At 61.0% G+C, this 21,067-nt stretch carries 20 protein-coding genes; 8 read left to right on the top strand and 12 right to left on the bottom strand.

The features are described from left to right. The first annotated feature begins 18 nt into the window (after positions 1 to 18). Complete coding sequence (locus CFE428DRAFT_RS07615) at positions 19 to 1,302, top strand: DUF1501 domain-containing protein (protein WP_006978912.1); 1,284 nt, start codon at positions 19 to 21, stop codon at positions 1,300 to 1,302. 76 nt (positions 1,303 to 1,378) lie between these two features. On the opposite strand, the gene CFE428DRAFT_RS07610 is transcribed toward CFE428DRAFT_RS07615, so the two are convergent. Both CFE428DRAFT_RS07610 and CFE428DRAFT_RS07605 read right to left on the bottom strand, forming a co-directional pair. Continuing rightward, positions 1,379 to 1,738, bottom strand: a complete 360-nt coding sequence (locus CFE428DRAFT_RS07610) for a SpoIIAA family protein (protein WP_006978911.1) — start codon at positions 1,736 to 1,738, stop codon at positions 1,379 to 1,381. A 125-nt stretch (positions 1,739 to 1,863) separates the two neighbouring features. Then, a complete protein-coding gene (locus CFE428DRAFT_RS07605; RefSeq protein ID WP_006978910.1) occupies positions 1,864 to 2,415 on the bottom strand; it encodes a GNAT family N-acetyltransferase in 552 nt (183 codons plus the stop codon). A gap of 177 nt (positions 2,416 to 2,592) precedes the next feature. Here CFE428DRAFT_RS07605 and CFE428DRAFT_RS07600 point away from each other — a divergent pair, with 177 nt between their 5' ends. Further along, positions 2,593 to 3,396 (top strand): CHASE3 domain-containing protein, encoded by an 804-nt coding sequence (locus CFE428DRAFT_RS07600; RefSeq protein WP_006978909.1) that lies wholly within the window; start codon positions 2,593 to 2,595, stop codon positions 3,394 to 3,396. Positions 3,397 to 3,420: 24 nt separating this feature from the next. Here the strand turns inward: CFE428DRAFT_RS07600 and CFE428DRAFT_RS07595 are convergent, their stop codons facing one another. The 5 genes from CFE428DRAFT_RS07595 to CFE428DRAFT_RS07575 form a co-directional block, all read right to left on the bottom strand. Continuing rightward, positions 3,421 to 5,199, bottom strand: a complete 1,779-nt coding sequence (locus CFE428DRAFT_RS07595) for an ArnT family glycosyltransferase (RefSeq protein WP_131990100.1) — start codon at positions 5,197 to 5,199, stop codon at positions 3,421 to 3,423. A gap of 207 nt (positions 5,200 to 5,406) precedes the next feature. Continuing rightward, positions 5,407 to 6,573 (bottom strand): glycosyltransferase family 4 protein, encoded by a 1,167-nt coding sequence (locus CFE428DRAFT_RS07590; RefSeq protein ID WP_165920180.1) that lies wholly within the window; start codon positions 6,571 to 6,573, stop codon positions 5,407 to 5,409. Between the two features lie 105 nt (positions 6,574 to 6,678). Then, positions 6,679 to 7,191, bottom strand: coding sequence for a hypothetical protein (locus CFE428DRAFT_RS07585; RefSeq protein ID WP_006978906.1), 513 nt, complete (start codon positions 7,189 to 7,191; stop codon positions 6,679 to 6,681). An 11-nt stretch (positions 7,192 to 7,202) separates the two neighbouring features. Continuing rightward, entirely contained in the window at positions 7,203 to 7,595 is a 393-nt protein-coding gene (panD, locus tag CFE428DRAFT_RS07580) for an aspartate 1-decarboxylase (protein WP_006978905.1), read from the bottom strand. A gap of 115 nt (positions 7,596 to 7,710) precedes the next feature. Further along, entirely contained in the window at positions 7,711 to 8,916 is a 1,206-nt protein-coding gene (locus CFE428DRAFT_RS07575) for a glycosyltransferase family 2 protein (RefSeq protein WP_006978904.1), read from the bottom strand. Positions 8,917 to 8,988: 72 nt separating this feature from the next. On the opposite strand from CFE428DRAFT_RS07575, the gene thiH reads away from it, so the two are divergent. From thiH to CFE428DRAFT_RS07550, 5 genes are all read left to right on the top strand, one after another. Further along, positions 8,989 to 10,131 (top strand): 2-iminoacetate synthase ThiH, encoded by a 1,143-nt coding sequence (gene thiH, locus CFE428DRAFT_RS07570; RefSeq protein ID WP_006978903.1) that lies wholly within the window; start codon positions 8,989 to 8,991, stop codon positions 10,129 to 10,131. After that, positions 10,128 to 10,328, top strand: a complete 201-nt coding sequence (gene thiS, locus CFE428DRAFT_RS07565; RefSeq protein ID WP_006978902.1) for a sulfur carrier protein ThiS — start codon at positions 10,128 to 10,130, stop codon at positions 10,326 to 10,328. The genes thiH and thiS overlap by 4 nt, the downstream gene beginning before the upstream one ends. Positions 10,329 to 10,415: 87 nt before the next feature. After that, positions 10,416 to 10,904 carry a hypothetical protein gene (locus CFE428DRAFT_RS07560; RefSeq protein ID WP_006978901.1) on the top strand — a complete coding sequence of 163 codons (489 nt, stop codon included), beginning with the start codon at positions 10,416 to 10,418 and terminating at the stop codon, positions 10,902 to 10,904. Between the two features lie 137 nt (positions 10,905 to 11,041). Beyond that, positions 11,042 to 11,875, top strand: a complete 834-nt coding sequence (locus CFE428DRAFT_RS07555; protein WP_006978900.1) for a ParA family protein — start codon at positions 11,042 to 11,044, stop codon at positions 11,873 to 11,875. Positions 11,876 to 12,121: 246 nt separating this feature from the next. Continuing rightward, complete coding sequence (locus tag CFE428DRAFT_RS07550; protein ID WP_006978899.1) at positions 12,122 to 13,246, top strand: M50 family metallopeptidase; 1,125 nt, start codon at positions 12,122 to 12,124, stop codon at positions 13,244 to 13,246. 26 nt (positions 13,247 to 13,272) lie between these two features. Here the strand turns inward: CFE428DRAFT_RS07550 and CFE428DRAFT_RS07545 are convergent, their stop codons facing one another. After that, complete coding sequence (locus tag CFE428DRAFT_RS07545; RefSeq protein WP_006978898.1) at positions 13,273 to 13,470, bottom strand: hypothetical protein; 198 nt, start codon at positions 13,468 to 13,470, stop codon at positions 13,273 to 13,275. Between the two features lie 515 nt (positions 13,471 to 13,985). On the opposite strand from CFE428DRAFT_RS07545, the gene CFE428DRAFT_RS37105 reads away from it, so the two are divergent. Further along, on the top strand, positions 13,986 to 15,368 hold the full coding sequence (locus CFE428DRAFT_RS37105; protein WP_006978897.1) for an IS110 family RNA-guided transposase: 1,383 nt from the start codon (positions 13,986 to 13,988) through the stop codon (positions 15,366 to 15,368). A gap of 194 nt (positions 15,369 to 15,562) precedes the next feature. Here the strand turns inward: CFE428DRAFT_RS37105 and CFE428DRAFT_RS07535 are convergent, their stop codons facing one another. From CFE428DRAFT_RS07535 to CFE428DRAFT_RS07520, 4 genes are all read right to left on the bottom strand, one after another. Then, entirely contained in the window at positions 15,563 to 16,261 is a 699-nt protein-coding gene (locus tag CFE428DRAFT_RS07535; RefSeq protein WP_006978896.1) for a Type 1 glutamine amidotransferase-like domain-containing protein, read from the bottom strand. 173 nt (positions 16,262 to 16,434) lie between these two features. Further along, positions 16,435 to 18,450 (bottom strand): RNA polymerase sigma factor RpoD, encoded by a 2,016-nt coding sequence (rpoD, locus tag CFE428DRAFT_RS40745; protein WP_006978895.1) that lies wholly within the window; start codon positions 18,448 to 18,450, stop codon positions 16,435 to 16,437. A 56-nt stretch (positions 18,451 to 18,506) separates the two neighbouring features. Continuing rightward, entirely contained in the window at positions 18,507 to 20,315 is a 1,809-nt protein-coding gene (gene dnaG / locus CFE428DRAFT_RS07525) for a DNA primase (protein WP_006978894.1), read from the bottom strand. A gap of 70 nt (positions 20,316 to 20,385) precedes the next feature. Next, complete coding sequence (locus CFE428DRAFT_RS07520) at positions 20,386 to 21,057, bottom strand: hypothetical protein (RefSeq protein WP_006978893.1); 672 nt, start codon at positions 21,055 to 21,057, stop codon at positions 20,386 to 20,388. Positions 21,058 to 21,067: the final 10 nt, after the last annotated feature.

Raw genomic sequence — 21,067 nt, 5'->3', positions numbered from 1 at the left:
CACCCGTAGAACTTACCTATGAACTCCATCAATCGCCGCGACTTCCTGACCCGCGCTTCCCTCGCCGCCGGCGCTCTCGCCCTGCCACGCATCGGCAGCGCCGCCCCGGAAATTCCCCTCGGCAAAGCCGAACACTGCGTCTTCATCTGGCTCGGTGGCGGCATGTCGCAGATCGATACCTTCGACGCCAAGCCCATTCGCGGCGACGGCAAGAAAAAGGCCGGTTGCTATTACGACGTCATCGACACGGCGATCCCCGGCGCCACCTTCTGCGAGCACCTGCCGAAGCTCGCGAAAATGGCCGACCGGCTCATCCCCATCCGCACGGTGAATCACAACGTCATCGACGAGCACGCGGCAGCGACCAATCGCATGCACACCGGCCGGGCTCCGAGCGGCAGCGTTGTTTATCCATCGATCGGTTCGATCATTGCGCACGAGCGCAAATCCGCGGCGGAAGGCGTGCCCGCTTACGTCCTCATGGGCTACCCGAGCGCCACGCGCGGCCCGGGCTTCCTCGGCCCGAAGGATGGGTATGTCTATCTCACGGACACGGCCAGCGGTCCCGCCGGCCTCACCCGCGCTCCCGATATTGATGATGCCCGCGCCGCGCGCCGCCAGGGCTTGTTGGAAACGGTCAGCGAGGATTACCTCGGCCACATCAGCGACCCGACGCCGCGCGAGTACGACGAGGCGATCGCCCAGGGTTTCAGTCTGCAGAAGGGTGACTTCATGAAGGCCTTCCACCTCAACGAAGAGCCCGATTCCCTGCGCGCCGCCTATGGCGATGAGTTCGGCCAGCGCTGCCTGCTGGCACGGCGCCTAGTGCAGCGCGGTGTCCGCTTCATGGAAGTCGGCTTCAATCTCAACTTCGTCAATGGCGCCGGCTGGGATTCGCACAATGCGGCGCAGCGCGAATTGTACATGCTCATCGACGGCCTCGACCGCGTCGTCTCCACCTTCATCAACGATCTCGAGGCGAACAAGCTGCTCGACAAGACGCTCATCGTCATTGCCAGCGAATTCGGCCGCCCGGCGCACTTCGACAGCGGCGGCGGTCGCGGACACCACGGTAAGTCCTTCAGCGTGATCCTCGCCGGCGGCGGCCTGCGTACGGGACAATGCATTGGCACCACCGACGAGCTGGCCATGAACGTCACCGCCGATCCGGTGAGCGTGCCCGACCTCTTCGCGACGATCATCGCCGCCATGGGAGTCAATCCGGGCAAGAACATCATGCACGGCGAACGCCCCATTCCGGTCACCGACAAAGGCACACCGATCGCGAAGGTGTTCGTGTAACGGAAAAGACAAACCGGCCTGACCTCACGGGATCAGACCGGTTACTCTCACTCCACATTTATCTACGGACGGATAGTTACTCGTTGAGCCAGGCGCGCGCCTCGGGCAATTGCGCCATGTCGAAATAGCGGACTGTCGCAGTCGTAAAGGGCTTGCAGAAGCTGCACATCCATTTCTCCCACTTTCGATCGCCCACCGCGGCCACGCGCTCGATGTGATTGAAGTGTTTCATGTCCCATTTGATGTCTTCCCACAGTGCGCCGGCATCCCACCCTTGGAAGTCATCCATGATGATCAGCATGCGAATCTTTTCGTGCTGCCGGATTAGCTCCTCGGTATCCGGAACAAACCGCGCATAATCTTCCTTGGTCAAGGTGCCGTTCAAATGGACCTCCATCACCTTGCCATAGATTTTTTCATCAACGTGCGTTGTCATTTTAGGGGTTCTTTCATTTTTGAATTTGAGCAGGCCTCTTCCCTTCTGCTCACCTCTTAGCTTCGTATCCGGCCCCGCACAACGACGTATGACACTGCGTTTTCAGGCGATGCTCTGAGAGCATTTCAAGATGGCGAAATGGCCTTCGCCATGCGGATGACCGGCAGCATCAGCCCCTCTGCCAGCGGCACTTCGTAGCGCTCGACCACGGCGTAACCGAACGCCGCATAGAGCGGTTCGCCGGCCAGCGTTGCCACCATTACCGCTTCGCGGAAACCGGCCGCACCAATCGCCTCCTCGCAGTGTGTAAGGAGCATCCGGCCAATCCCACGCCGGGCGAAATCGGGATGGACGAAAAACGCCCGGATGCGGGCGGGATCGCGTATCGGATCGAGAGCAGCGTCCTCGCCCTGGCGCTGCCGATCTCCACCGAAAACCGCCTTTCGCCGGCTCCAGCCTCCGCATCCCACAATCGCTTCCCCATTCTCGACGACGAAGTAGGTCCCGTCCCGAATGAGCTGCCGATCCACCCCAAACACCGGCCCAAGCGCCGCCTCCATTTGCGCCGGCGAATAGGTCGCGGCCTGCAAGCCGCGCACCGACAGCGGGATGAGCCGCTCGAGGACGGGAATATCCGAATCGCGGGCGGGACGGAGTGTGAATTGCGTTTTAAACATCCAACGTCCAACACCCAACATCCAACATCCAATCGGCGCAAGCGTGTGCGGGAACGATCTCTCCTCATTGGATGTTCGATGTTGGACGTTGGATGTTGGATGTTCTGCCTTCTCTTCTTCCGCAACCACCCCTTGCCTTCCACGGTTTTATGGAGCATCCGGTAGTCTCCTTCCCGCATGTCACGCATCTCCATTTGGCAACGCATTCCCTTGGGAGTGCAGGGTGTGGTTTTCAATAGCCTGCCGCTCCTCGCCGTCCTGATCACGGCGCTCTTCGCCTATTACAGCAATCACCAGCGCGAGCGCATGGAGCTCTCGCTCAATCGCCATTTCGAAATGGTGGAGAGTCTGGTGGATGTCCACACCGCTTTGCTCAGCGCCGAGTCCAGCCTGCGTGGTTACTTGCTAACTCACGATACTGCGGAGCTTCAGCCGGCCATTCAGGCGCAGACGATCGTGCCGGACAAGCTGACCCACGTGCGGACTCTCATACAGACTATACCCAAGGAGAACCGCCGCGTCGAAAAACTCGGCCGCCTCGACGCCATCCAAGGTCAGGTAGCGACGGAACTGAATGTGCTCGCCCGCTTCTCCGCCGGCAGCTCCGTACCCGATCCAGCTGCGCTGGTCCTTCAAAATCAACCGCAATTCGACGCGCTGCTCCAACAGCTCGCCGCCTTGCGCGACAACGAACAGCGGCTCCTTTCCAAGCGCATTGACGAAATCCGCTCCGTCCGGCAGCGCGATTTCATGCTCATCTTTCTCTCCGTGTTCGTCGGACTGGTGAGCCGGGCGATCGCGCTCTACTTCTTCCATCGCCGCGTCGTCCGCCGCGTGCGCCAGTTGACCGAAAATGTCCGCCGTTTGCGCGACAGCGCCTCGCCCGTGCACGAGCCATCCGGTCACGCGGACGACATCGGCGAACTCGAGCGCGAGTTCGCCCGGGCCAGCGCGTTCCTCGCCGAGCGACGGATCAGCTAATCGCAGAGGAGAAGAGAAGTTCGATCAGTCCTGCTGAGTGGTAATGTCCGGCTTGATCTCACTGAATGGAGAATAGCCGCGCTCCCAGGCGTTGGCCCAAACGAGAATGACCTGACCGTGGACGCCGAGAGCGCGCACGAATTCGTGCTGCCCGCTCGCCAGCTCGCGGGCGCCGTTCAAAGGCGTGCCATCCAGCCTGCCCCTCACCAATCCATCCGGCGTCATCAAAACATAGCGCGCCGGAATGACCACCTGGAAGTGCACCGTTTGCGGCGTGCGTGCGCTGGACATGGGCAATTCCTGCCCCAGCGTCCAAAGACGATAGGCGATCGGCACATAGTTCGCGTGGATGAATTGCTTTACCTCCGGCGGCATGCGGCGCGTTGTCGCCAGCGGCGCCCGCGTTTCGATGAGACGCTGCAGGACGTTGTCTTGAACCAGGCCATGGTGCAGCCGCCACAGCGCCATGCGCTCCATCACGTAATAGAAGGCTCGCCGCCGGTAGATCGTCTCGCCCTTGGCATCCATCACGTAGTCCGTCTTCGAGGTAAGCTTGAGGGTGTCCGCTATCATGCCGACTTTATCCGCCGCCTGGTTATTGAGCGGAGAATTCGAACCGACGAGCCAGGCCAGTTCGGCCAGCACTAAAAAGGCAGCCGTTTGCGCGGCAGTCACGCCGAGGCGCGAGACATTGAAACGGCAAATCCAGAGCAAAAGCGGCGCGACCGTCACCGCCATCGCGGGGAAGAATGGGAGATAATCTTCCGCCGTGAGCACCGGCCAGAAGCTGACGAGGAAAACGTAGAAGAACGCCGCAGCGAGAAAGCTGAAACTGATCCGGCGCTTGATCTCGGCAGACATTCTCTGCCGGCGCAAGACCAGCCCGACGATCGCCACCAGCGGCAGCAAGCAGGCCAGACGCAACAGGGCCGAGAGGAGATTGTGCGAACCCGCGTTGCCCGGAATGATGTTGTGCTGGATGACGCAGTAATACATCTCCCGCCCGGCTCCGCGACTGATGAAGAAGAGCACGACCAGCGATGGAATGACCAGGATGCCAGCGCACGCCGCCAGCACGCAAATGAGCAGCGATCTCAGCCTCGCCCAGGTCCACGCTCCGTCCTGCACGATGAGCATCGTGCCGACCAACGCGGCGCCGAGGGCGGCGAGCATGAGCGTCGTCTTCATCGACACGGCAAATGCCAGGCCGAGCATGAGTCCGGCGCCCAGCGCACGCTTCGGCGTGGCACGGCCGTAGATCAGGATGGCCAGCGTCGCCATCCACAGCGTCGCCCACATTTGATCGGGACGAAATTCGATGGAGCTGAAGAAGAACGGCGGGAAGAGCGCAGCCATCCAGGCCGAGAAGATGGCGGTGCGTCGATCAGCAAAGCTGCCGACGATTTTCTTCACCAGCCAGACGGTGACGATGAAGCAAGGAAGGATCGCCAGCCGCATGCAAAGCACGATGTCGGCGCGTTCGCCCAGTAAGTGGAAGAGCGGCGCGCAGAGCGCCTGGAATACCGGGGAGTGGTTATCGAAGACATCCCGATACGGGAGCAGGCCGTTGGCCCATCCCCACACGACATGGAGATGCTGCGGTTCGTCCGAATCGATGCGGAAGTGCCAGGTGTAAACCACGCGCAGGGCCAGCAGTGCGACCATCAGCAGCGCCACGCTCCAGCGCGAGCGCGACAGCTTTTGCCAAAGCGTTGCCAGGCGATCGCTATCGTGCCGGCCTAATTCTCCGCTACGCGAAGTCGGGGAATTTTCTTTCGAGGGAATATCTCGTTCTAGGGCCACAGGAGGAAGTGAAGGCGTGACGCGCCTGCGCAAATGAGATCGAGCCTTGAACGAGGCAGTTGCGGGACGACGTGACGCGGGAAGGAAGGGTTCACGTGAGAAAGGCTGGGAAGAGAGGCTGTCGAGAGCCTGAATCTAAAATGAAGATTCTGACAGGTTGTGGGGACGACGCGGCGGAATCGTCGCTACCGATTTGCGACCAAGAGATTAAGCCGACTGGCTGGTTCCACGCTTCCTCTGCAGCGCGTACTCGTAGGCACGAAGCAGGCGCTGGCGATAATGGTCCCACGTGAAATTGTCGACGATCCGCTCACGCGCGGCCTTCCCCATGGAAGCCAGCAACTGCGGATTGTGATAGAGCTTTTTGATCGCCTCGGCGAGCGCCTCCTTGTTGCCGCAGGGCACGACAAGGCCATTCACGCCATCGAGCACGACGTCACCCGCTTCGCGCGTGGTGATCTGCGCCAGGCCGCAGGCGGCGGCATCGTAAGTGACCTTCGCACTGCCTTCGCAGGTCGATGGGAAAATGTGCACGCTGGACTCGCGATAGTAATCCTCCGGCTTGGAAACGTGGCCGACCACGCGCACGCTCGGCCCTCCGTAACGCGCGAGATATTCCTCGATTTCCTTGTGCACGGCGCCGACGAGCACCAGCTCGGCATCCTTCAACGCGAGGTCGTGCCAGGTCTCGAGCAAGAGATCCACGCCCTTCCGTTTCTTCAGCGCACCGACGAAGATCGCCCGGAATTTCGGCGGAAGCGTGCCCGGCGTAAAGCGTTCGATGTCCGTGCCGCGCGGAAGCGAGAAGAGGCGCTCTTTGTCAAAGCCGGCGGCGAGAAAGGTATCGGCCGCGCAATCGGAGAGAACGAGGATGACGTCGGCGAGGTCATATTCCTCCAAAATCTGTTGTCGCGTAGGCGGCAACTGCTCGAACCAACGCCGTGGAAGGGGCAGCGCGTCGCGTTCCCGTTCGCTTTTGGTCAACGCCGGCTTTTTCTTGCCTTTGTTTCGATGCCACGTGGGGATTTCCAGCACCGTCGGGATACCGCGCTTCTGCGCCTCCCGAAAGGTGCGCAGGCAGTCGCCCGACCAACTGTGCACCATGTCGAAGTCGCGCCGCGCCACATCCCGGGCGCAAACCCAATCGAGGTATTTTTTCTTCGCCCCGTAATAGTGACTGGTCTGCAGAAAGGAGGCCAGTCGCACGGGGTGCCAGCGCAGGCTGCGAACGAGGTTCGCGGGGATTTCGCGCTGGCGGTTGTCGTAGGCCACCACGCGGCCAAGAATGCCCGCCTGCCACGCCCCCTTTACCGCTTCGAAGGAGTCCAGATCGAGACCGCTGCCGCCGAGGCGCGCGGAGATCGTGAACAGCAATTTCTTCGGTAACAAACGCGGGGAGCGCTGGTCGGAAGTATCTGGGCCGCCGGTTAAAGCGGATGAAATCGTAGACGACATGATCGGCTGTCACGCCGACGGGACCTAGTGGTCCGCGGTCGATTTGGCCGGTTCGCTTTCGGCGATATGGGTGCCATTCTCGCGACCTGGAAGCGCCGCGGTCGTGGAATTGCCGCCGCCGAAGAGGCGGGCAAAGATGCGCTTCGGCGCCTGACGGCCGGCTTCTTCCTCGGCCAATTCGGTATGGGCGTCGCTCTTGGCGGTCTCCCACGCGGGGGCAAAACCGGGCGCATTAATGAGCATGCGCTTCTCGGCGCGGGCGTAGACTTCGAGATCGCGCTGGAGCTTGCGGTCGGGGATTTCGTTGAGCGCATTGACTTTCACGCGCAGCGTTTCGTTCTCCTTGCGCAGAGCTTCCTGCTCGGCCTTGATCTTCTTCATCGTGTCGGCCTCGATCTCCAGCTTGTCGCTGAGGTGACGGCGAAAGCGCGAAAGCTCACTCTTCAATTTCAGGTAATTGTAGCAGGTGATGACCAGAAAAATGCACCCGAAGTAAAACCCGTAGGCAAACTCACTGTGAAAGATTTTTGTATCCATAAAAATTAGGGTTAAGCAACGACCTGCAGTTCTTCGGGGGAGTGACCGGCTTCGTAGCGAACGATCTCGTTCTTCTCGTTGAGAACGACTACGCGCGGCTTGTGGTTTGCGGCCTCATCGGGGGTATAAGATCCAAAATTCATGATGGTGACGCGATCGCCGATCTTCCCGAGGTGCGCGGTGGCGCCATTGAGCTGGATCTGGCCGGTGCCGGCATCGCCGTAGATGACATAAGTCTCGAAACGCTCTCCGTTGGCCATGTTGCCGATGAGGATCCTTTCGTAGGGAAGGAGCCCCACGCGCTCGGCGAGATCGCGCGAAATGGTCATGCTGCCTTCGTAGTGCAGGCTGGCTCCGGTAACAGTAGCTCGGTGTATTTTCGACTTAAGAAGCGTCAATTGCATCAGACGCTCACGTTGCTGGAATTCCGCGAAATTGCAAGCCACAGAGGGAAACGAAGATGTGACGGGCTCTTCCGAGGGCGACCATAAGCCGAATTAATACGAGGACGCCCAAAACTCACTTCGCCTGAATTCCACGACTCGATTGATACACGCGCCCCTTCCATTGCACGCCTGTCGAAGCCATGCGCCGCCAGCTATTCAGACCGATGCTGAGGGCGAGCACTTCGCCCACGGGATGCAGCAGGAAGCCCAGCCAGGAAGTGCGGAAACGCGCGGTGAGAATGAGGCGGATCAGGCCGATGGTGAGAATCTGGGCGATGACCAGCAGCCACACCGAGACCGAGTGCGCGGTAAAGACCAAGACGAACGGCAGCAGGAAGCAGCAGCAGTGCGTGATGCCGATGAAGAGAAAACCGGCCAGCGAATCCTCAAACGCCGCGCGCATGTTTTTCGTGAAGCCCTCCCACGTTTCGCCGAATGAGCGGTACATCCGGCACGTGGAGAAATCGAGCGACTCGCAGTTCAACAATCGCATCCCCTCGCCCATGCGTTCCGTCACCGCGCGGCCGAGCGCCACGTCTTCCACGAGGTGATCGTGCAACCCGGCGTGGCCGCCGATGCGATCGTAACCGGCGCGGGTGAAGAACATGAACTGGCCATTCGCCGCGCCCAGCCCCTTGCGCACGACCGCGGGCAGATATTTCGCGACGCGCGGAAACTTTTGCAGCAGCAACACGAGCCAATGCGGATACAAGGACATCCCAAGAAGAAGGATCATGGGGATGATCAGCTTTTCGCCCAGGGTCACCGTCACAAGCCGCGGCCAGGCGGAAAGGAGATCGGCGCGATATTCGGACGCGGCCGCCAGGCTGGCCGCCACGGTGCCCGGCCCATGCGTGGTATCGGCATCGGTGAAAAAGAGAAACTCGCCCCGCGCCGCCAGCGAAAGCTGATGACACGCCCAACCCTTGCCCGTCCAACCGGCCGGCAGCGGCTCGCCGGAGATCACGCGCCGGTCCCCGCTTTCCTGCAAGCCCAGGCGGCGCACGATCTCACCCGTGCCGTCCTCGGAGTGATCGTCGAGCACGATCAATTCGAAACGCGGATAATCCTGCTCCAGCAGCGAGCCGACACAGGCCTCGATATTCAGCGCCTCATTGCGCGTCGGCACGAGGATCGAAACCAGCGGAGCTTCCTCCGCGGAAGGCTCTTTCACTGCGTGCAAACCGCGAAAGCAGGCCAGGTTTGCGATCACCATGCCGAGCGCGAAAAGCAGCCCGGCGAGCACCAGGACGTGGTAAAATAGAACGACAGTCTCCATCGGCCAACCACCCTGCCGTAGCCCGGCCTATTTACAAGACTGGCGCGAGCCCACATATTGCATGTCCCTGACATGACGCCTGCCGCTCCTCATTCCGCCCCTGCTTCGCCCGTGCTGCGCCGATTCGCCGCGCTACTCGAGCCGAAGACCGACGCCCAGCTCGAGACGCTGGCCCGGGAATCGGCGGCACTGACCCGGCAGCATTTCGGCAAGACGATCCGGCTCTTCGCCCCGCTTTATCTCTCCAACGAGTGCATCAACAATTGCGCCTACTGCGGCTTCTCGCGCGATAACGCCATCCTGCGCGTGACCCTCGATGTGCAGTCCGTGGTGAAGGAGGCACGGCATCTGGCGAAGGAAGGTTTTCGCAACATCCTGCTCGTCGCCGGCGAGCACCCGAAATTCGTCTCGAATGGCTACCTCGAACACTGCGTGCGCGCGCTCGTTGCGGAGATCCCGAGCATCTCGCTGGAAGTCGCGCCGATGGAAACACCGGAATACGCCGCGCTGGCCGGCGCGGGCGCCGAGGGGCTCGTGGTGTATCAGGAAACGTATGACCGCGAGGTCTATGCGGCCATGCACACTGCTGGGCCGAAGAAAGATTACGATTGGCGCCTCGCCTGTCCGGAGCGCGCTTATGCCGGTGGCTTCCGGCGCATCGGCGTGGGCGCATTGCTCGGCCTGGCGGAATGGCGCACCGAAGCACGGGCCCTGGCGGCACATCTCGAGCATCTGCTGCGCACCTGCTGGAAGGCGCAATTCACGGTGAGCCTGCCGCGGCTGCGGCCATGCGCGGGCGAGTTCACGCCGACGCATCCCGTGGCGGACCGCGAATTCATCCAACTCATCTGCGCGCTACGCCTTTGCTTCCCGCAGGTTGGCATCGTGCTCAGCACCCGGGAGCCCGCGCCCTTGCGCGATGCGTTGTTGCCGCTGGGCATCACCATGATGAGCGCCGGCAGCCACACCGAGCCCGGCGGTTACACCGGCCAGGGCCGAAACGATCTGCATCTCACCGTGCGCGGAAAAATCATGGCTCCCGTGGATTCCGAAGCCGAGGGCGCGACGGGACAATTCGAAATCTCCGACACCCGCTCGCCGCGCGAAGTCGCCGACTTCATCCGCGCGCGTGGATTCGAGCCGGTGTGGAAGGATTGGGACCGCGCCATTCTCGATGCCGCGGCGCACTCCGCAGAAGTCGTGGCGGTGGCATGAAGATCACGGTGAATGGAGAACCGCGCGAGCTCACGCGCGCGCGGAATGTCGCCGAGCTCATCGACGAGCTTGGCCTGCCCGCCCCCGCCATTCTCGCGGAGCACAACGGCCTCGCCCTGCGCCGTGACGAATGGCCGATGCGTTTGCTGACAGAAGGCGACTGCGTCGAAGTGGTTCGGATCGTGGCTGGGGGATAATCCCGCGGCGAAGGAGCGCTCGCCGACAAACGGCCATCGGCCGCGCCATATCCGAATCGGATACTGCTTTCGAGAGAAGCTTCAGTCATGAAGAGTCTACGATGGATTCCCGCAATCATCGCGTTGGCCTTGCTGTTTTCACCGGCAGGCTACGGCCAGGCCGCGGTGCAGGAAAAGCCCGCTCCGAGCGATGTAAAAGGCATCGTGGCGGTATGGCGTCCCGATAGCGGGATCATCCTTGCAGAAGACGTCACCGAACCCGTCCAGTTCAGCTTCGCCAAAAAGGTCGACTGTGTCGACAACACGGGCAAGCCCGTGGGGCGCGAAGTCATCCAGCCGGGCGACCCCGTCACGATCCATTATCTCCGCGAGGGGGATCGTCTGCTGGTAAACCGAGTGACCATGGAGCGCAAGCCAACGCCCGCACCGACGGCCAGGACAAATACCGAAACGACTACCCAGACTTCAACGCAGACGGCCTCCAAGGCGGACGAGAGTCACGTATTGAAAGACCTCAAGATAATCCGTGCCAGGATCGAGAAGGAAACGCGCCAATTGAACGAGCATCATCGTTAGCTTGGAAGCAAGTGCGAGCCAACCAGCGCGCGTCCGGCAATGGGCAAGGTCTCGAACTTTCGCGCTGACATGGCGTTAGCAGTCCGTTAGCCTCCACGCGAACTCCGCCACCCGCCATCGCCCGAAAGGATCACGCCATGTCGAAAGCCAAAGTCATCTCCTTCATCAACATGAAAGGTGGGGTCGGCAAAACGACTTGCGCCGTGAACGTGGCCACCTATCTCGCGCGCGATCATGGCAAACGGGTGCTGCTCGTCGATTTCGACCCGCAGACCAACGCCTCTCTCTCCCTCATGAGCGACAAGGCGTGGGAGGATTGGCAGAAGGAGCACGGCACCATGGCCGACATCCTCGAGGTGCAGTGGAAGAAAAGACACGCCGAGCACGCGAAACTGAAGGACTGCATCATCCGCGATGTCGTGCCCGAGATCCCGAATCTCGATCTCATCCCCTCACATCTCTCGCTCACCTTTCTCGACCTCGACCTCGCCGCCCGGCCGGGACGCGAGCGCATCTTCAGCCGCAAGCTCGACAAGGTGCTCGAAGACTACGATCTCATCCTCTGCGATTGCGCGCCGAACCTCATGACCGGGACGCAAAACGCGCTCTACGCCAGCGATTGGTATTGCATCCCCATGCAACCGGATTTTCTCAGCTCCATCGGCCTCGGCTTGCTCCAGGATCGGCTCGGCTATTTGAAAAAAGAGCTCGAGTTCAAGATCCGTTGCCTCGGCATCGTCTTCACTCGCGTGCGTCACTGGCTGCGCTATCACGCGGAGACGATGGAGAAACTGCGCGCCGACAAAGGCCTGAAGAAGCTCCATTTCTTCGACACGTTCATCCCGGAAAACATCAAGCTCGCCGAGGCGCCGATGGAAGCGAAACCCATTGCCCTCCACGACTCGAGCGCCAGCGGCGCCGCCGCCTTCCAGTCCCTCGCCCACGAATTCCTCGCCCGGCTCGAATCGTGAGCAAACCGGAGGAAGGAGCCCGCTGCAGCGATTGCGGCCTCACTACCGTGCGCGCGGATCTGTTCCGTCGCGAGCCGCGTTCGTTTCGCAAGGACTTTCGCTATTACTGCCCTACTTGCTGGGCGACGAGACATCGGCAAAACCAGCGCAACCGCTGGTGGTGGATGGCCGGGATGGCCGCCATGGGCGCGCTCAGCGTGCGCATCTCACCCACACGATTCCTTTGGCTGGCTTCTTTTGAATCTCGTGTGGCTGGACATCTGTTTCATCATCGCCGTCACCGTACATGAATTCTCGCACGCCTTCGCTGGGCGCCTGGTTGGTTTCCGAATCTTTCGTGTGATCGTCGGCTCCGGCCGCACGTGGTGGCGCGGCGCCCTTTTGGGTTTCGACGTTGAGGCTAAGGCCTTTCCGTTCAGCGGCCTTACCTTCGGAGCCCCACGTCAGTTGGAGCGAACTCCCTGGAAGCATCTCTTTTTCATCGCCGCCGCGCCGCTAGCGAATGTCGCCCTGGTGGGCCTCGCCGCTTTGTTCATCAAGGACCCGATCTCCGCCCCATACACCTCCGATGCATTCAATGGCTGGTTCGTCCTGGGCCTGGCGAATTTCATTACAGTTTTCCTTAGCCTCTGGCCGCGTACCTACCAGAAGGAGATTGGTACCAAGCGGTCTGACGGCCTCTTTTTGCTGCAGCTCCTCTCCAGCAAAAAGCGGTCGGAGATCCTCGAGGAAACCCACGTCGGCTGGTTCTGCATGGAGGCAGGCGCATGCATCGAACAAGGGCGCTTCGCAGAAGGCCGCGGGTGGCTGGACCGCGGTCTCGCGGAATTTCCAAAAAATATCCGGTTGCGTGAATCCTATGTCGCGACACTGATCGCGATCGGTGAATATCAAGCAGCGAGGTCTACCGCCGTTGAACTCCTGGCGGAAATTCCCCCGCAGCATGTCCGGCGGCTCATGGTCTTGAACAACATCGCCTACCTCGACGCCCTTCTCGAAGACCCAGCCTTGTTCGACGAGGCGGATCGATATTCCACAGAAGCGCTTGCCGCTATCCCATGGCACCCAGCTTTGAAAAACACCCGCGGGGTCGTCCTTCTCGCCCTCAATCGATTGGACGAGGCGCTGCCGTTGCTGCGGGCGAGCGCGAATGCGCCGAATCAACCGCCTGGAAGCCGAGCCGAATGCTTGTGCACGCTAGCCATGGCCGAAGCTCGGCAGGACGAGTTGGCCGCGGCAGAGCGTTATTTCACTACCGCGCGGCAGATCAATCCGCAATGCCCTCTCCTGCCCCGCACTGAAACGGTTTTGGCAGACATGAAATCCCGAAAACGCGAAGCGCGCGGTGCAGCTGAGGTGTCGCCAGGGTGAGACTATGTAGGCTTCGCGAACACAGCCTAGTTCACGCTATTCGCCGCCCGCCCGACCGCGCTCTTCTGCGCTTCGTGGGCGGAGGCGGCGGTGAACTGCCACTCGTCCCGCCGCGATGGGCGCGCGGGCCGTGAACGCAAACGCAACAACGAGTCGGTCCACGCGGACATCATCTGCCGGACCTCCGCTCCGTCGTCTATCGTGGTTGTCAGTTCGATGTTCATGGCTTCATCATGAAGACGAATGGAGTGCGCACGTTTGGACACGGCGGATGCTTTTTTTGAAAAAAGAATCCCGCTGTTCTCCTCGGACGACCGGCAATCTTATGCCGCTCTCTTAGAGAGTGTGAAAGAAATCGCCAGTGAGGTCTTAGGCCCGCGAATTACACAGATAACGCGAATGAAAGAAACCCCATCCGTGTCATTCGCGTGATTCGCGGGCCCTTTTTTTACAGTCTCTTAGAGAGTGTACCGAATGTCGGACAAAAGGAGTTTTTGACCACGGATTACGGGTTCACGGATGAGAGGAGCGGCGCAGACTTGTGCAATCCGTGCAATCCGTGATGGCATGAAGTCATTCAGCAACCGGCGCTGTGCAGACCGAAAGGTTTGGTGCAACGTCCCTGGCGGAACCCGTGAGTGCTTGCAACACGCACTGGTGGCCGAAGGTCCCAAGGTTCGATGATTGCGCTGAGCTAACTGCTCCTATCCGTGATTGAACCGAGGCGGAAGGCACCCTCGTGGGGCGACAAGACCCCGAATGCCTGAATGCCAACTTCCGTCCGTGGACCAATCCAGATTGGCTGCCAGCGCCGGTTGCCCTGACTCTTAACCAAGAAACTGGAGAGCGACCACTGAAAAAGAACACACCCTCGACAACGAAGAAACCAAAGCCGCCGGAGCCGACGCCACCTCCGGAGGTCGAACTTTATACGGCACCGAAGCCGCCCAAGCAGGGGCGGATCATCGGCCTGGACTGCCACCCGGATACCTACACGGCGGCGGTCTTTGTGGGGCAGACACCGCATGACGCCCGCAAGGTAGGGGCCCGCGATCGCCTCAGCCTGGAGCAATTGCTGGCTTGGGTGGAAGCGGAGTTTACGCCGGAGGATCTCTTCCTTTTGGAAGCCGGCTCCAACAGCTTTGCCATCCACCATCGTCTGCTGGCCTTGGGGCGGCAAGCCGTGGTGCTGGAAAGCTGCCATGTGGGTAGACAGGCCAAGACCTATGCGGACAATGACCGGATGGCGGCGGCCCGCATGGTGTTGGTCTACCTGGCGGGCAATGCGCCGTGTGTCTGGGTGCCTGACGAACTCAGCAGCCAACGCCGGCAATTGCTCCACGCCCATCAAATGGCGGTGACCAATCACACGGCCGCGGTCAATGCCCTCAAGAGCTATCTCAACCAGTTTGCCATCCGTCTGGGCAAACGAGGGCTGCACCTGGCGAGCACCCGGCAGTGGGTCTTGGGGCAACGCGCCTGGTCAGATCTGCAGCGCGAGTTGCTGGCCGATTACTTTGCCCAGGTCGACTACGAGCAAAAGCGCCGCCAGCAGTGGCAGCGGCGGATCGCCCAGGAAGTGGCCAATGAGCCGCGGATGCTGCGTTGTTTGAAACTGCTGGGCATCGGTCTGATCAATGCCTTTGCCCTGTTGGCGATCATCGGCGACGTGCGTCGCTTTAGCGGCCCGGAAAAGCTGGTGGCCTACGTGGGGCTCAACCCTGGTCAGCGCGACAGCGGCAAGGACAAGCGCATCAAGCTGGGGGTGGGCCGGCGAGGGCGCGGCGATCTGCGCCACCTGCTCATCCAAGGAGCGCAGGCGGTGCTGCGCGCCGGAGCTCAGACCACGCTGGGCCAATGGGGCTGGAAGCTCTTTGCCCGCAAAGGACATCGCCACATTGCCGTGGCCGCGGTGGCTCGCAAGCTGTTGGTTCAGGTCTGGCACGTCCTCTCGGACCATCCACCGCAAGCTCTGGAAACGAGCAAAAGCGTGACCCTTAAGCTGCACAAACTGGCCGTCACTCTGGGCAAGAGCCTGCGCGTGCAACTCGGACTGCCAGCCCAATTGAAGCCCTGCTTACTCGAACTGCAAAAGCGCTTCCTGCAACCCTCCGCCACTTAGCGCGCCCGGGCTGATGGGGGCTGCGCGCCCCCAAACCCCGCGCCGCTCGCCGCGGCGGCGTTTGGGGGGAACTTCCAGGCGTCGCCTTCGGCGACAGAAAGGAGAAACGAAAAACTTCCCAACAAAAAACTTGAATGACTACATGCCCGTAATCCGTGGTCAAAATTCCGTTCACCCGATTTTGGTCCACCTTCTTAAGCCGGCAGCAACCGGGGCAGGATCGGTTCCTCGACCGTGTCGCCGTTGTTGGGCCGAATACGAAAGGCTCGCGCCTGTGGTCGCGAGGAAACGATTTCGGCAACCTCGGTTCTGACGTAATAAAGCGCAGCTCCATCATCGAGCCCGTAGCCGGGCGGGAGTTTTCCGTCCCGGATGAACGTGTGAAAAGCGGGCCGGCGGCCGGCTTCGCCATCGAAGTGCGGCGCGCAACTTCCTGCGAGGAGTCCGAGACAGCGGATGGGGAGGAGTGGACCGGCGGAATCGGTGAGGCCGTGTTCGAACCAGCAAATCGCGCCCGCGCTGAGTCCCGCGAGGACAGTGCCATTTTCCCAAGCATGACGCATCATCGCATCGAGTTGCCATTCGCGCCAGATAGCCAGCAAGTTGCGCGTGTTTCCGCCACCGACGTAGATGACATCGCACTCGGCGATGAAGGCCGGGAGATCCCACGGTGGCCGGATCATGGAGAGATGTCGCGGCTGGCAGGGCAGCCGGCGAAAAGCGTCGTAAAAGCGACCGATGTAATCTTGCGCATCGCCGCTGGCCGTGGGGACGAAGCAGACCACGGGGTTGGGCTTGCGCGCTTTTTCGAGGACGAAACGGTCGAGGCGGAGATTGTCCGGTTCCATGGAAAAACCGCCTCCACCCATGGCAATGATTTGGCCGGATTGCATCAGGGAACAGGACTCATATCACAAATGTTCCGTTGATGCCGCATGTTGATTTAAATGCAGCGCGCGCAGGTTGTGGCGCTATTTTTTCTGTGCCGCCCCCCAAAAAGCAGTCATCCTGATCCCGCTGTCGCGAGATCAGGATGACGGAAGAGGAGAATGCTAAACGGGAACTCTTAGTTCTCGTGCGCTTCGAGGAAGCCTTCGAGCTGGCGGATACGCGTCGGGTGCCGCATCTTGCGCAGGGCCTTGGCTTCAATCTGGCGGATGCGTTCGCGGGTGACCTTGAACTGGCGGCCGACTTCTTCCAGCGTGCGGCTGTAGCCGTCCACGAGGCCGAAGCGCTGTTCGAGCACCTGGCGCTCACGCTCGGTGAGGGTCTCGAGCACGTCCTTGATCTTCTCCTTGAGGAGAACGATCGCGGTCATGTCGGAGAGGTTTTCGGCGCCCTTGTCCTCGATGAAATCGCCAAAGCTGGTGTCGTCGCTCTCGCCGACGGGCGACTGGAGCGAGATGGGCTGTTGCGCCATCTTGAGCACCGCACGGACGCGCTCGACGGGGAGCTGGATTTCGTCGGCCACCTCTTCCGGGGTGGGCTCGCGGCCGTAATCCTGCACGAGCTGCTTCTGCACGCGCATGAGCTTGTTGATCGTCTCGATCATGTGCACCGGGATACGGATGGTGCGCGCCTGATCGGCGATGGAACGGGTGATCGCCTGGCGAATCCACCACGTGGCGTAGGTCGAAAACTTGTAGCCGCGGCGATACTCGAACTTCTCGACCGCCTTCATGAGGCCCATGTTGCCTTCCTGGATGAGGTCGAGGAAGGAGAGGCCGCGGTTGGTGTATTTCTTCGCGATCGAGATCACGAGACGCAGGTTCGCCTCGACCATCTCGGTCTTGGCCTTGAGCGCCTTCTTCAGCCACACCTTGAGCTCCTTGTATTCCTCCTGGAATTCCTCGGGGCTCAGCCAGGTGCGCATCTGCTGATCCTTCAGCTTCGCGCCGTAATCGATGGGAGCGTGATGATGCGCGTGGCTGCCGGCGGCCTTTTTCTTGGGTTTGTTCAGCTCCTCGGTCCACTGGGAGACGAGGCGGTGCGCTTCATCGGCCAGATGCACGAATTCCTCGGTGACCTTCTGCTTGAAGAAGAACTTCGGATAGATGCGCTGGATGGCGTCGTGGGCCTTCTTGAAATCGGTGTACGACTTGGTGTCGTGGTTCTTGCCGCCGTGGGCGACGTAGCTCTTGTAGGCGTTGGCGCAATTCTGCGCGGCGGCGTCGAGCTGGGCGCAGAGCTTGGGCAGCGCCTTCATGTAGCGCTCGCGGCTCTCGATCTTCTTGTCGAGGATGACGCGGTCGAAACGCTCGCGGCCTTCCTGCAGCTTGTGGGCTAGGTCGAGGTAGGCGCGGGCGATGAAGCCGAAGCGGTTGATGTGCTTCTGCACGTTGAGCTCGGCGTCTTCGATGCGCTTGGAAATCTCCACTTCCTGCTCGCGGGTGAGCAGCGGGACCTGGCCCATCTGCTTGAGATACATGCGGACCGGGTCGTCGAGGATGTCGAGCTTGGCCTCGGGCTTCTCTTCTTCCTCTTCCTGGTCGTCGGCTTTCTTGCCGTCTTTGAAGCGATCGACGTCCGACGCCTCGATGATCTCGATTTCCATCGAGCGCAGACGATTCATGATCGTCTCCATCTCGTCGGGGTCGTTGACGTTGTCCGGCAACGCCTCGTTGAGGTCGTCGAAAGTGAGATAGCCCTGCTCCTTGGCCAGCTTGATCAGTTCGCGCAGCTTTTCCTGCACGTCCGGCTGGTCGATCACGCTGATGAGGGAGGAGGCTGGGGCGACGGCTTTGGCGCCTTTGCCGGTTGCGGCGGACTTGGAAGCTTCTTCCTTCACCGGCTTGGCGGTCTTGCCGTTCTTGCCGTGGACTTCCTTCTCCTTGGCTTCGACCTTCTTCGGTTCCGGCTTCTTGGTGTCCGCTTTCTTTTTCGGCTCCGCTTTCTTCGAAACGTGCTTGGCCGGAGCTTTGGTCGCTTTCGCGGCCTTGCTGATCTTGCGTTCCGGCTTGGCCTTGTTCACCGTGGTCGGTTTGCCCTTCTTCGAGACCGGCTGCTTATCCTTCCTCGGGCTTTGCGGTTTCTTGACGGCGGATTTCGACGGTTTGGAAACTTTCTTAATAGATTTGGGCATACCCGCGCTGTGAATATAGACTGACAAACCCCGCTACTTTAAATGCCTTGGTACATTTAAAGAGGCGGGGACAAAGGCCGCGAAATATCGAGGAGCCGTTTTTGCAGGTCAAGGATTTCTTTTAGCATTTCCGCTCTTTCTGTATCCGGCAAATCCGGGGTGCGGAGGCGGGCTTGAGTGGCTTCGACGCGATGACGGATTTTACGGCGTTCCAATTCGCGCCAGCAGTCATGAACGATGGTCATGGGATGCGCCAGCATTTTCTCCTCCAGTAGACCGGAGATGGCCGCTTCCTCGGTGGCGCTGAGGGTGGTCATGAAAACGTGCACGGAGGCGTCGTCGTCGGGCTGGATGTCGGCGCGGAGGATTTTGACCAGCAACTCGGCATCCAGTTGATCCCGCAGCACACTGTCCCACGGTTCGGCGAGCAGCCATTCGCGGGCGGCGGCGTCCCGCAGGGCGACGGTGGCCAGCAGGCGGATGGTCGAGTCTTCGGCGAAGGGGTCCGGTGGGGCGGTTGCGGTAACGGTGGAAAGAGGGTCGGGGGTCTTGGAAGGGGGAGCCTTGAGTAGCCGGACAAACTCCTGGGCGGAGATCTCCAGGCGCTGGGTCACGCGGTTCATGACCGTTTCGCGCAGGACGGAATCGCGAATGAGGCTGATGAATTCGGCCATTTTGCGGACCGCCTGCATTTTTCCCCGGGGCGTGTTGAAGTCGGGGCCGGCGACCATGCGATCCAATTGGTAATCGAAGAAGTCCCTGGCGCCTGCGATCTGCTCGCGAAAGGCGTCGGCGCCTTTGCCGCGGATCATCGAGTCCGGGTCTTCGCCCTGCGGCATGCCGGCCACGCGGACGAGAAGATTTTCGGCAAGCAGGGAGGCCAGCGAACGTTCCGCGGCTTTTTCGCCGGCGACATCCGCATCGAAGCACAGCACCACCTCCTCGACGAAGCGCTTGAGGATGTGCGCCTGTTTCTCGGTAAAGGCGGTTCCCTGCGGGGCGATCACGTTTTGCACCCCGTGCTCGAAGGCGGTGATGAGGTCGAGCTGCCCCTCGCAGACGATGGCGGACTTCGCTTCGATCAGTGCGCGCTTCGATTTGTTCAGGCCGAAGAGCACCGCGCCCTTCTTGAAAAGCATGGTCTCGGGCGAGTTGACGTATTTCGCCGCCTTGGCATCCGCCTGGAGGACGCGTCCGCTGAAGGCGATGACCTCGTCGGTGTCCTTGCAAATGGGGAACATGACCCGCGCCCGGAAGCGATCGTAGAACTCACTGCGTGGGTTCTCCTCATCGCGCAATTTCACCAGGCCGCTGGCCACCAGTTCCTCATCGGAAAAGCCGCGTGAGTCGGCGAAGTCCCGCATGGCGTCCCATTCATCCGGCGCGTAGCCCAGCTTCCAGGCGCGGGCGACATCCGCCCCGATGCCGCGGCTCTTGAGATAGTCCCGGGCGATCTGCGCCGAGGGCTTCTTCATGAGGTGCCAGTGGAAAAAGTCGGCCGCCTCGGCGTGCAGGGCGAGCAACCGGCGGAGCATCGAATACTCCGCGGCCTGTTCTGCGCTCAGTTCGGTCTGCTCGATCTTGATCCCCGCGCGCTCGGCCAGCTTTTTGACCGCGCCGAGGAAATCGAGGTTTTCGTAGTTCATCACGAAGCGGAGGACGTTGCCGCCGGCGCCACAGCCGAAGCACTTGAAGATCTGCCGCTGGGGATTGACCGTGAAAGAGGGAGTCTTTTCGTTATGAAAAGGGCAGATCGCCTTGTAGACCGGCCCCGAACGCTTGAGCGGAAAATATCCGCCAATCACGTCGACGACGTCATTGGCGGCAATGACTTGTTCGATGATTTCGGGCGGGATGAGACTCACTCCCGCACCCTACTCGATGGGGAAAATGGGGGAAGCAGTTTGCGGTGGGGAATGGTGGTTTTTCCGGAACTTACCGCTTCGCCTGGGTCTGATCCACGGCGGCCTGGCTTTCTGCGGCGAGCTTCAAGGGCCAGCCGGCGTCCTTGAAATAATCCTTGTTCGTGGCCCGAAGCCGATTGTAGCGCGCGATGAATTCCCGGTTGAGGGCCGAATCGCGCACCCCGAGCGCGGGATAACGTTCCACGGCCTGCTTCCTCGCCTCTTGCTCGGTTACCGGAAGATTCTGGTGATAATAGTACCAACCCCCGAGAGCCAGGGCGAGCGCCGCCACGACGGCGATGATTCCCATTCCGCTGTTCTCCTGCCTGGCGTCCCGGTTGATGGCCAGCGAGGAGCGCCAGGCCTGGCGACGTTCCGCCGCCGTGGAGTCGCCCAACAGCACCAGGACGAGCAAGCCGATGGGGATGAGGACGACACAATAGGTGGGCGGATGAAAGCCGGGAATTACCCCGGAAAGAAAGAGCGCGAGAGGGGCGACCCCGATCAGGGTCAGGACCGGCGATTTCCCTTTGCCGATGACATAGCTATAGCAGCCCCAGATGTGAGCGAGGAGTCCAAAGCCGGCGATGATGTAGTTGTACACCGGGGACAGCGTACCGAAAGGCTGGTAATAGATGACCGCCGCGACGGCCAGGCCGAGGAAGACACCGATATTCGTTTTTACGCTGTGACCGGGTAGCATGGGGATCGAG

Source organism: Chthoniobacter flavus Ellin428, from assembly GCF_000173075.1.
GTDB lineage: Bacteria > Verrucomicrobiota > Verrucomicrobiia > Chthoniobacterales > Chthoniobacteraceae > Chthoniobacter > Chthoniobacter flavus.
Note: the sequence above shows the minus strand (reverse complement) of the source record. Positions and strands in the feature narration are given on the sequence as shown.